This is a genomic window from Caballeronia sp. (assembly GCF_049581465.1).
In the GTDB taxonomy this organism is placed as follows: Bacteria; Pseudomonadota; Gammaproteobacteria; order Burkholderiales; family Burkholderiaceae; genus Caballeronia.
The window spans coordinates 1-11,367 of record NZ_JBAUSA010001426.1 but is presented as its reverse complement, the minus strand read 5'-3'; the positions used below and the strand labels follow the sequence as shown (position 1 = coordinate 11,367).

The 11,367-nt window shown below is 60.3% G+C and carries 10 protein-coding genes; 6 read left to right on the top strand and 4 right to left on the bottom strand.

Annotated elements, in window-relative coordinates; translation table 11 throughout:
• On the top strand, positions 1 to 229 hold a 229-nt coding region (locus WCA53_RS34520; protein ID WP_423922881.1), incomplete at its 5' end, for an SRPBCC family protein.
• A 233-nt stretch (positions 230 to 462) separates the two neighbouring features.
• The gene (locus WCA53_RS34515) at positions 463 to 1,332 is read left to right on the top strand and encodes a sulfurtransferase (RefSeq protein WP_423922876.1); all 870 of its coding nucleotides are present in this window, start codon (positions 463 to 465) and stop codon (positions 1,330 to 1,332) included.
• A 77-nt stretch (positions 1,333 to 1,409) separates the two neighbouring features.
• Here the strand turns inward: WCA53_RS34515 and WCA53_RS34510 are convergent, their stop codons facing one another.
• From WCA53_RS34510 to polA, 3 genes are all read right to left on the bottom strand, one after another.
• Entirely contained in the window at positions 1,410 to 2,285 is an 876-nt protein-coding gene (locus WCA53_RS34510) for a dienelactone hydrolase family protein (protein WP_423922872.1), read from the bottom strand.
• 75 nt (positions 2,286 to 2,360) lie between these two features.
• On the bottom strand, positions 2,361 to 3,713 hold the full coding sequence (locus WCA53_RS34505) for an NAD(P)/FAD-dependent oxidoreductase (protein WP_423922869.1): 1,353 nt from the start codon (positions 3,711 to 3,713) through the stop codon (positions 2,361 to 2,363).
• Between the two features lie 76 nt (positions 3,714 to 3,789).
• On the bottom strand, positions 3,790 to 6,528 hold the full coding sequence (gene polA, locus WCA53_RS34500; protein WP_423922886.1) for a DNA polymerase I: 2,739 nt from the start codon (positions 6,526 to 6,528) through the stop codon (positions 3,790 to 3,792).
• A gap of 1 nt (position 6,529) precedes the next feature.
• Here polA and WCA53_RS34495 point away from each other — a divergent pair, with 1 nt between their 5' ends.
• Positions 6,530 to 7,279, top strand: a complete 750-nt coding sequence (locus WCA53_RS34495) for a TIGR00730 family Rossman fold protein (protein WP_423922866.1) — start codon at positions 6,530 to 6,532, stop codon at positions 7,277 to 7,279.
• Positions 7,280 to 7,351: 72 nt separating this feature from the next.
• On the opposite strand, the gene WCA53_RS34490 is transcribed toward WCA53_RS34495, so the two are convergent.
• Complete coding sequence (locus tag WCA53_RS34490; protein WP_423922883.1) at positions 7,352 to 8,884, bottom strand: AMP nucleosidase; 1,533 nt, start codon at positions 8,882 to 8,884, stop codon at positions 7,352 to 7,354.
• 247 nt (positions 8,885 to 9,131) lie between these two features.
• On the opposite strand from WCA53_RS34490, the gene WCA53_RS34485 reads away from it, so the two are divergent.
• The 3 genes from WCA53_RS34485 to WCA53_RS34475 all read left to right on the top strand — a co-directional run.
• A complete protein-coding gene (locus WCA53_RS34485) occupies positions 9,132 to 9,530 on the top strand; it encodes a hypothetical protein (protein ID WP_423922863.1) in 399 nt (132 codons plus the stop codon).
• Positions 9,531 to 9,657: 127 nt separating this feature from the next.
• Entirely contained in the window at positions 9,658 to 10,635 is a 978-nt protein-coding gene (locus tag WCA53_RS34480) for a homoserine kinase (protein WP_423922860.1), read from the top strand.
• Between the two features lie 3 nt (positions 10,636 to 10,638).
• A partial coding sequence (locus WCA53_RS34475; protein WP_423922856.1) for a BPSS1780 family membrane protein occupies positions 10,639 to 11,367 on the top strand: 729 nt, incomplete at its 3' end.

The window sequence follows — 11,367 nt, the reverse complement described above, 5'->3', positions numbered from 1 at the left end:
TTATTACCCCGAGGAAATCGCGCTGTTCGAGCGAGAATTTATTGAGGCGGAACGGGCGGCGTACATGGAAACCGCGTGCGAAGACGATGAAATCGCCGAGCGCATGGACGCAGGACGCCGCGCATTGATGAATCGCGGAGAATCGCAGGTGGGGCCTTATCAGAGTCCCATGGAATCCGGAATGCAGCACTTTCACGAGTTCCTACGGCGGCAACTCGGCGAGATCTGAGGGCACTTGCGGTTCAGCAGATAGGAAAAGCCCGTCAAACCCGTTGTATCAGCGGGTTTGACGGGCTTTTTCGCTTGCAATCACGCGCGCACCCAACGACTACCCAACAACGACCTGAATACTTCCGACTTTTTTGTTTAGACTTGAAGTGTCACTACCGCGATTAACCAGCGGGATTCACTATCGCGACGCCACGCCTGAAACCCAAGTGCGCGTTCGCTTCGGGAGCTGTCATGCCGCATACGCACCACACCACGTTGATTTCCGCGACCAATCTCGCCGAGCGCCTGGCCGCCTCGCCCGGCAGCGTGTTCCTCGCTGACTGCCGGTTCGATCTCGCCGCGCCTGACGCGGGCGCCGCGGCTTATGCGGCGGGGCACATTCCCGGCGCGCATTATCTGCACCTCGACCGCGATCTCTCGGGCGCGAAGACCGGCCACAACGGCCGCCATCCGCTACCTGCGCGAGGCGCACTGGTCGCCATGCTCCAGGGCCTGGGGCTTAACGAGCACCAGCAAGTCGTAGCCTACGATGCCCACGGCGGCATGTACGCCGCGCGGCTGTGGTGGCTCCTGCGATGGCTGGGGCACGACTCGGTGGCGCTGCTCGACGGCGGCCTGCAAACATGGCAAGCGGCGGGGCAACCATTGGACACCACCGAGTCGCCCCGCTCAAAAGGCACGTTCAAAGCAGGCGCACCGCTGGCCGTGACCGTCGATGTCGACGCGGTCGTGCGCAGTATGGGTACGCATGAACACCTGCTGCTCGACGCCCGCGCGGCAGATCGGTATAGGGGAGAAAACGAAACGCTCGATCCCGTCGGCGGCCATATTCCGGGCGCGCTGAATCGCTTTTTCAAGGACAACCTGAATGCCGACGGGCGTTTCAAATCCGCGCATGAATTGCGTGAAGTCTTTGGGTCATTGATCGGCGCCACCTCGCCGGAGCACATCGTGCTGCAATGCGGTTCGGGCGTCACCGCATGCCATAACGCGCTGGCAATGGAAATCGCCGGCCTGCATGGCGCGGCGCTTTATCCGGGTTCGTGGAGCGAATGGTGTTCGGACCCGTCGCGCCCGGTCGCCAGAGGCGCGACGCCTTGAGCGACCGAAGACCGACCGTTGCGGCGCGGCGCGCAAAGCCGTGACCGCAGCGAAGCAACGGCGTCGCCCTACTTGATTTACGCGACGCCGTGTTCCTTGAACCACGCCAACGCGCGCTTCCACCCGTCTTCAGCATCGGCTTTCCGGTAACTCGGCCGATAATCCGCGAAAAAAGCATGTGGCGCGTCGTCGTAGACTACGAATTCCGACCCGCGCGCAATGGCGGGTCCGGTCGCGATCGCCTGCTTCATCTCCTCGATAGTGTCTTGCGGAATGCTCTGGTCCAGCTTGCCGTACAGACCCAGCACGGGCGCCTTGAGATCGGCGACACGGTCGAGCGGATTGGCCGGATTGTTCGCCGTCTTGCTACCCACGAGCCGGCCGTACCACGCCACCGCTGCCTTGACCCGCGGATTGCGCTCGGCGTATAGCCACGTGATCCGCCCGCCCCAGCAAAAACCCGTCACCCCCAGCCGATGCAAATCGCCGCCATGCTCGCCCGCCCAGGCGACGGTGGAATCGATATCGGAGAGAACCTGGTCGTCGGGCACTTTCGAAACAAGCTGGTCGTTCAGTTGTTGCATCGTCGGAAATTTCGATGCGTCGCCCTCGCGCACGTAGAGATCGGGCGCGATAGCCAGATAGCCGAGCTTGGCGAAGCGCCGGCAGACATCGGCGATATGTTCATGCACGCCGAAAATCTCGTGAATCACGATGATCACGGGCAGCTTCGTCTTGCCGATCGGTTGTGCGCGATACGCCGGGATCAGCGTGCCATCGGCGGCCTTGAAACCGACCGGGCCGGCCAGCAGGCCGTCGCTATCGGTAATGATGGTTTGCGCGGACACCGGCATCACGCACGCGGCAAAACCCGTACCGAATGCGGCCTTGATAAAGGTGCGCCGATTGAAGGGAACATGCGGAATCAGGCTGTCGATATCGGGCGATAACATGCGAGGCTCCAGCGGCATCGGCCGCAAAGGATTCAGCTTATGAACGAGTGCTACCGATAATTATTCCATTGGCCTTCAATGCAATTTGACGCGCGGCGCCGTGGAACGTCGCAGCCAATGCGCGACCGTGTCGAGCACCATGCGCGCCACGCCATGCAGCGCGGCAATGTGCATCCGGTAAAGCGACTGGTACATGAAACGCGCGAACAGCCCTTCAATCAGCATATTGCCGCCGATCAGTCCGCCCATCAGGCTGCCGACCGCACTGAAGTGCCCGAGCGACACGAGCGACCCGAAATCGCGATACGTATAGTCAGGCAGGGGCCGACCATCGAGCCGGCGCTCGAACGATTTCAGCAAGAAACTCGCCTGTTGATGCGCGGCCTGCGCGCGTGGCGGCACGTTGCGGTCCGCCTTCTCGCCGCCCGGCCAGGCACAGGCGGCGCAATCGCCGAGGGCAAAAATGTTGTCGTCGGTTGCCGTCTGCAAGGTGCTGCGCACGATGAGCTGGCCGAGCCGATTGGTGGTCAGTCCATCCAGTTGCGACAGCACGACCGGCGCCCGGATACCCGCGGCCCACACGGTCAGGTCGGCCGCCACCGTCTTTCCGCTCGCGGTGCGAATCGACGTTCGCGACACCTCCGCCACAGTCTCGCCGGTCATCAATTCAACCCCGACCTTCTCCAGCAACTGGGCGGTTGCCGTGGATACGCGTTCGGGCAGTGCGGGCAAGATACGCGGTCCGCCTTCGATCAGCACGATCCCGATGTCGCGTTGCGGATCGAGCTTATGCAAGCCATAGGCATGCAGGACCTGCGCCGTGTTGCGCAATTCCGCCGATAACTCCACCCCCGTCGCGCCGGCGCCAACGATCGCCACCTGGATCCGCGGCGTGTGCATCCCGTCCTGAGCGGGCACGCACGGCGGTTCGGTACGATACTCGGCGCGGATACACGCCGCGATCAGCCGCTTGCGGAACAGTTCGGCCTGGGCGACCGTGTCCAGCGCGAGAGAATTTTCCTGCGCACCCGGTACGCCGAAAAACGCCGTAGTGCTGCCGATAGCCACGACCAGCGTGTCGTATTCAAGGTCACGCTGCGGCAGCAGTTCGCCGGCTTCGTCGTCGAGAAGAGGCCCGAGCGTGACGCGCTTTGCCGCCCGGTCGATGCCCAGCAGGTCGCCCTGCTGAAACTCAAAACCGTGCCAGCGCGCCTGCGCGACGTAGGGCAATTCCTGCGAGAACGGGTCGAGGCTGCCGGCCGCGACCTCATGCAGCAGCGGCTTCCAGATGTGTGTTGAATTGCGATCGATCAGCGTGACCTGCGCGCGTGCTGTGCGCTTTCCGTTGGCCGTGCCGAACTTGTCCCCAAGACCCGTAGCCAGTTCCAGCCCGCCCGCCCCGCCGCCCACGATAATGAATCGATGCATTCAATACTCCGGTAAACGGTCGATCGACGCGATCAACAAGAAGTTATGCGCGACTTAATGCGCTCTCAGTTCGCTCTCAATGCGCTTCTTCCCAATTGTTACCCACGCCGACCTCGGCGACCAGCGGCACCTTAAGCGTTGCGACGCCGCACATGAGTTCCGGCAGGCGCTTGCGCACTTCAGGCAATTCTGCTTCGGGCACTTCGAGCACGAGTTCGTCGTGAACCTGCATGATCATTTTGGTTTCGATCTTCGATGCTTCGAGCCAGTCCTGCACCGCGATCATGGAGAGCTTGATCAAATCGGCGGCTGTACCTTGCATCGGCGCATTGATCGCGGCGCGTTCGGCGCCCTGGCGACGCGGCCCGCTGCCGCCGTTGATTTCCGGGAGCCAAAGCCTGCGGCCGAACACCGTCTCCACGAACCCGTCGCGCTTTGCCTTCGCACGGGTCTCTTCCATATAGTTCGCGACGCCCGGATTGCGCTGGAAATACCGGTCGATATACAACTTCGCCGCATCGCGCGTAATGCCGATATTCGATGCCAGCCCAAACGCGCTCATGCCGTAGATCAACCCGAAGTTGATCACCTTCGCGATGCGCCGCTGATCGTTCGATACCTCGATCGGCGTCACGCCAAATATCTCCGACGCCGTCGCGCGGTGCACATCCTCGCCTTCTGCAAAGGAGCGCATCAGCGACGGATCGCCGGAAATATGCGCCATGATGCGCAATTCGATCTGCGAATAGTCCGCCGACACGATCTTGCTGCCCGGCGGCGCGATGAATGCCTCGCGAATCCGCCGGCCTTCGACCGTTCGCACTGGAATATTCTGCAAGTTCGGATCATTCGATGACAAACGCCCCGTCACCGCGACGGCCTGTCCATAGTTCGTATGGACGCGGCCGGTCTTCGCATTGACCATGCGCGGCAACTTGTCCGTGTAGGTCGATTTGAGCTTTGACAAGCCGCGATGTTCGAGCAGGATCTTCGGCAGCGGATAGTCTTCCGCGAGCTTTTGAAGCACTTCTTCGTCCGTGGACGGCGCGCCGCTCGGCGTTTTCTTGACCACCGGCAGTTGCAGTTTCTCGAAGAAAATCTGGCCGATCTGCTTCGGCGAGCCGAGGTTGAACTCGCCGCCCGCCAGCATGTAAGCCTCGGCTTCGAGCTGAATCAGGCGCGTGGCAATCTGGCCGCTTTGCACGCGCAACAACTCGCCGTCGATCAGCACGCCATTGCGTTCCATCTTGCGCAAGACGCGTGACGTCGGCATTTCAATGTCGCGATAAACCTCCAGCAGTCGCGTTGCGTCGGCGAGTTGGGGGTAGAGCGCCTGATGCAGCCGCAACGTGATGTCGGCGTCTTCCGCGGCGTACGGCGACGCCTGGTCCAGCGCGACTTCATCGAAGCCGATCTGGGACGCGCCCTTGCCCGCCACCTCTTCGTACTTGATGGTCTTCTCGCCGAGATGGCGCAGCGCGAGATTGTCCATGTCGTGCGGCCGGTGCGATTCCAGCACATACGATTGCAACATCGTGTCGTGCTCGACGCCGTTCAACTCGATGCCATAGTTCGCCAGCACCTGTTCGTCGTATTTCAGATGCTGGCCGACCTTCTTCTTCGACGCATCTTCAAGCCAGGGTTTCAGCTTTAGCAAGACTTCATCGCGTGGCAATTGCGTGGGGGCATCCGGGCCGCGATGCGCGACCGGAATATAAGCCGCTTTCCCCGCTTCCACCGACACCGACAACCCCACGAGTTGCGCGACCATGGCATCGAGCGACGTGGTTTCGGTGTCGAAGGCGGTCAGTTCAGCCTGATCGATACGCGCGAGCCATTGGTCGAACTGTTCCCACGTCTGCACGGTCTCGTAGTGCCGTTCCATCGCGGTTGCGGGAGCGGGCGGCGTGTCCGTCGGGCCTTCCACCGCGTCCGCAATCTCGACTTCGCGCAGCCACGTCTTGAAACCGTGCCGCGTGAACACATCGCGCAATTCGTCGCGTGCTTCGGGGCGCGCGGGAAGCGTTTCATCAATCGACGTGATCTGCGCCGTCAGGTCGCATTCCGTCTGTACGGTAACGAGCTTTTTTGCCATGGGCAGGAAGTCGAGAGCCGCGCGCAAATTGTCTCCCACCGCACCTTTGATGTCACCGGCGTGTGCGACTATGCCGTCGAGGGAGTCGTATTGTGCGAGCCATTTCAACGCCGTCTTCGGCCCGCATTTTTCGACGCCCGGTACGTTATCGACCGTATCGCCGATGAGCGAGAGATAGTCGACGATCCGCTCCGGCGGCACGCCGAACTTATTCAGCACCCCGGCGCGATCGAGCGTCTCGTTGGTCATCGTATTGATGAGGGTGACATGATCCGTCACAAGCTGAGCCAGATCCTTGTCCCCCGTCGACACGACCACCTTCATGCCGCGCTTTTCAGCGGCAACGGCCAGCGTGCCTATGACGTCGTCGGCTTCCACGCCTTCGATCATCACGAGCGGCCAGCCCAACGCACGCACGCTCACATGAATGGGTTCGATCTGGCGGACGAGGTCTTCCGGCATGGAAGGCCGATGCGCCTTGTAGTCCGGGTACCAGTCGTCACGAAATGTCTTGCCTTTGGCATCAAATACGCACGCGCTATACTCTGCATTGATATCTCGACGCAAGCGACGCAGCATATTGATCATTCCATACAGCGCGCCGGTTGGTCCGCCGTCAGGGCCCCGTAAATCCGGCATTGCGTGGTACGCCCGATATAAGTAGCTGGACCCATCGACCAATAGCAGGGTCTTACCTTCAAGATTAAGTTCTTCAGGCATTATGAACAAAAGAAAAGTGATTCCGAGTCTGCGATCACTCGCAGATCAAGAGCGCGCGACGGCCAAAAAGGCTCGCGCATCGTGGCAGATGTTCACGATTATGGCAGAGTTCATCGAGGCGACCGAGTATCTGTCCGAGATCCGCCCTGCCATCAGCATCTATGGGTCGGCACGACTGAAACCTGAGTCGCCCTACTACCAGCTCACGATCGAGATCGCGCAGAAATTCTCCGACGCAGGCTTCGCCGTCATTTCGGGCGGCGGACCCGGCATCATGGAAGCGGCGAACAAGGGCGCGCATGCGGGCAAGTCGCCCTCGGTCGGGCTGAATATCGAGTTGCCGCATGAGCAGTCGGGCAACCAGTGGCAGGACATCTCGCTGCGCTTTCGGCACTTCTTCACGCGCAAGGTCACGTTCGTGAAGAATTCGGATGCGGTCGTGGTAATGCCCGGCGGCTTTGGCACGCTCGATGAAATGGCTGAAGTGCTCACGCTGATCCAGACCAAGAAGTCGCGTCATGTGCCAATCGTGCTAGTCGGCGCCGAGTTCTGGGAAGGGCTGCTTGCGTGGTTCCGCAACACGCTGGTCCCGACCGGCGTGATCAGCGCGAAGGATCTCGACTTGATGCAGGTAATCGACGATCCCGACCAGGTGCTGGAAGCCGTGTTGAAGTTCTATGAAGACCGTGAGGAAGCGGAAGAACAGCCGGCGGAAGGGAAATCGGACGAAGACCGGATGTTCTACCTGTGATCGTCTTGGTTGCTTGAAGGGGGTTCGGGGCGGGCGGCTCCTCGGCAGAGCCGCTTCGCGAACCCCCTCTTCTCATTGGAACGCGACTTCTGCGAAGCCGCGCAGCTTGCGACTATGCAATTTCGATAGCCCGTTCATACGCAGCAATTCCATCGCCTTCACGCCAATCTGCAAATGCTGGTCCACTTGCGCACGATAAAACTGGTCGGCCATTCCGGGCAATTTTAATTCGCCATGCAGAGGTTTATCGGAGACGCAAAGCAGTGTTCCGTAAGGCACGCGAAAGCGGAATCCATTCGCCGCGATCGTGGCGCTTTCCATGTCTAGGGCAATAGCGCGGCTTTGCGACAAACGCTGTACCGGTTCACGATAATCACGCAATTCCCAATTGCGGTTGTCCACGCTGGCCACGGTTCCCGTTCGCATGACACGCTTTAACTCCACGCCTTCGAGCCGGGTCACTTGCGCGACCGCTTTCTCAAGCGCGACCTGAACTTCGGCGAGTGCTGGAATCGGAACCCACAAGGGCAAGTCGGCGTCGAGTACGTGATCCTCGCGAACGTAGCCGTGCGCTAAGACGTAATCGCCCAGACGCTGTGTGTTCCTCAATCCGGCGCAATGTCCGAGCATGACCCACGCATGCGGGCGCAGCACGGCTATGTGGTCCGTGATGGTCTTTGCATTGGATGGTCCTACACCGATGTTCACCATCGTAATGCCGCTGCCGTCCGCGCGCTTCAGGTGATAGGCCGGCATCTGCGGCAGGCGCGCGGGCGCTACGCCTTGTTGCTCGCTCTCTATGTCGCCCAGGTTTGCGTTGCCCGAGATCACGTCGCCCGGTTCGACAAACGACGTGTATTCGCTTCTATAGGCGCGCGTCTCCTCGTCGTCAGCTTTCGACATGATGGTACGACCGAGCTTCACGAATTCATCGATATAAAACTGGTAGTTCGTATAGAGCACGTAGTTCTGGAAATGCGTGGGCGAGGTCGCCGTGTAATGCCTCAGCCGATGCAATGAGAAATCCACCCGCGCCGCCGTGAACAGCGCAAGCGGATGCGGCTCGCCCACAGCGGGTTCATAGGTGCCGTTCACAATGCGATCGTCTAGTAGCGCAAGGTCGGGCATATCGAAGATATTGCGCATGGCGAGCAGGCTGTCGCGATCCAGATCGCCTTCCAGATGAATGCCTTCGGCAAATGCAAAGTGAATGGGCACGGGTTGCGCGGATACGCCCACTTCAATGCCTACATGATGATTCTTTGTAAGCAGCCGCAATTGCTCACGGTAATAGTCTCCGAATAAGTCCGGACGGGTGAGCGTGGTTTCGAAGATACCCGGCCCTGCGACGAAGCCATAAGAACGACGCGAATCGATTTGCGTGTTCAACTCGGTGCGCACACGGACAAATGGATAACACGCCCGCACGCGATGCGCGAACGTCTCATGCTTGCGATACCGCGCGAAGGCATCGCGCAGGAAGGACGTATTGGCTTCGTATATGGCCGATACACGCGCGACGGCGGCCACGGGATCGTCGAAGGATTCCGTCGGGAAGTAGTTGGCAGGCGTGGAATGGGTGGCTTGCGTGCGGTCGTTTGTCATGGTCTTCATGCGCTCTTGTGATGAATCGACCATAACACGGAAGAACGGCGTGTCCATGAACACCGTTGCCCGCGACGCTTTTCTTCAACCCCGTCGCACGATGCTCACATCGATTTAATAAATCCAGCGCAAAATAAAGGCTTCACGCGGGACTGCAGCATGATATTAGCGGGCTGCCAGCGTCCTTGAATGGTCCCTGAAGTGAGTGCTCTTTGCTAAAATCAGACCACTCATCTGGAGAAACATCATGAAGCCGCTTCAATCCGTTGCCTTCGCGGCTGTCCTCGCCACCGCCTGCATCAGCGCATTTGCTCAAACGGCGCCCGAGACCGATGCCGCACCAGCGCACGTCATGTCACCGGAAGAAGCCGCAGGACTGCCCGACCTGAAGGCCATCAACCGGCCCGCGGCGGAGGTCAGCTCGAAGGTCGAAATCTCGCCGCCACGCACGCCGAGTTATTACGAGAAGAGCACCAATGGCACGGAAATCACCGAATACCGAGACAAAGGCAAGCCCGTCGAAATCAATGTCCGCTCGAACCTCGGCACGCGCTATCAGATGAGCGCGCCCGCCGACACATCGCCGACCGTCCGCGACAATGGCAAGCCCAGCACGCGCCTGCCATCGTTGAACCTGACCTACTGACCGCGCCCGTCAAACGTCGCCTCGTGTATCGGCCGCCCGGTTCGCCCGGGCAGCCTGTGAGCTTGGCCAGCCCTTCATTGCGCAACCCTTTGTTGCACAACCCTTCAACCTCACCGACGTTTACCGCATGGCCGTATTCACTGCTGTCACAGAACTCCAACTCGCCGACTGGCTGCATCACTATGAACTCGGCGAGGTTGTCGATTTTCGTGGCATTGCATCCGGCATAGAGAACAGCAACTTCTTCCTGACGACCACTCGCGGCGAGTACGTCCTGACGATCTTCGAGAACCTCACGGCCGAGCAACTGCCGTTTTATCTCGACTTCATGCGTCATCTGGCGTCGCACGCCGTGCCGGTCCCGGACCCCATGCCGCGTCGCGATGGAAAATTGTTTGGCGAACTCAACGGCAAGCCGGCGGCGATCGTGACCAAGCTGGAAGGCGCACCGGAAATGGCACCGACGCCGGCGCATTGCATTGAAGTGGGCCAGATGCTGGCGCGGCTCCATCTGGCGGGCCGCGACTTTTCGCGATATCAGCCGAATCTGCGCAGTCTCGCGTGGTGGCAGCACAACGTGCCCGCCGTGCTGTCGCATCTGGCCGACGACCAGCGCGCGCTGATTACCGACGAACTCGCCCATCAGGCGGCGTTTTTTGCGTCGGAGGCGTATCGATCGATGCCGGAAGGACCGTGCCATTGCGATCTGTTTCGCGACAACGTCCTGTTCGCGCATCCGTCGGCCGATGTAACCCGGCTCGGCGGTTTCTTCGATTTCTACTTCGCGGGCAACGACAAATGGCTTTTCGATGTCGCCGTCTGCGTGAATGACTGGTGCGCCGATCTCGCAACGGGCGCGCTGGATCGCCCGCGGGTGGACGCGCTGCTGCGCGCCTATCAGACCGTGCGGCCGTTTACGTTGGCCGAAGAGGAGCACTGGGACGACATGCTGCGCGCGGGCGCGTTGCGCTTCTGGGTGTCGCGCCTTTATGATTTTTACCGGCCGCGTGAAGCTGAGATGCTCAAGCCCCACGACCCCGGCCATTTCGAACGCATTTTGCGCGAACGCATCAACAGTGCGCCTACTTCCGTTCACGGTAATTAATCAATGCAATTGATCGAAGTCTCCGCTAAAACCGGTTATGTGTGGTTCCGCCAGGGTATCTGGCTGTTTCGCCGGAATCCGCTCGCGTTTCTCACGGTGTTCTTCGCCTATTTGTTTGTCATGACGTTGATCTCGCGGTTGCCCCTGATTGGCCCGGTGTTGCCGTTGTTGCTGATTCCTGGCGTGTCGGTCGGATTCATGTCGGCTTGTCGCAACACTATTGGAAAAAAGCCGGTTTGGCCGACGGTCCTGATTGATGGCTTTCGCGCGTATGGGGCGGTAGTTGCACGGCGGCTGCTCCTCCTGGGCATCGTATATATCGCCGCGATGGGGGTGATTTTCGCGTTGTCGGCGCTCGTCGATGATGGTCTTCTGCTGAACATGATGCTCGGCAACGGACCGACCGGCGATCCTGAGACTGTCGCGGCCAGCTTTAATCCGCTTGCTGTACTGATCGCGATGCTTTGCTACATTCCGATCGCGATGGTCTTTTGGTTCGCACCGATTCTGGTTGCCTGGCACGACGTGCCGCCCGTGAAAGCGTTGTTTTTCAGCTTCGTGGCATGCTGGAAAAACCGGGGAGCGTTCGTGTTTTACGGCGCGCTGTGGATCGGCATTGCGCTCGCAGTGTCGTTTGGATTGAGCGCGATCATGCAGGCGCTGGGCGCCGGGCAGGAGATGGCGCTCGCGGTGTTAATGCCAGCGTCGATTCTGATTACAACTGCGTTGTAT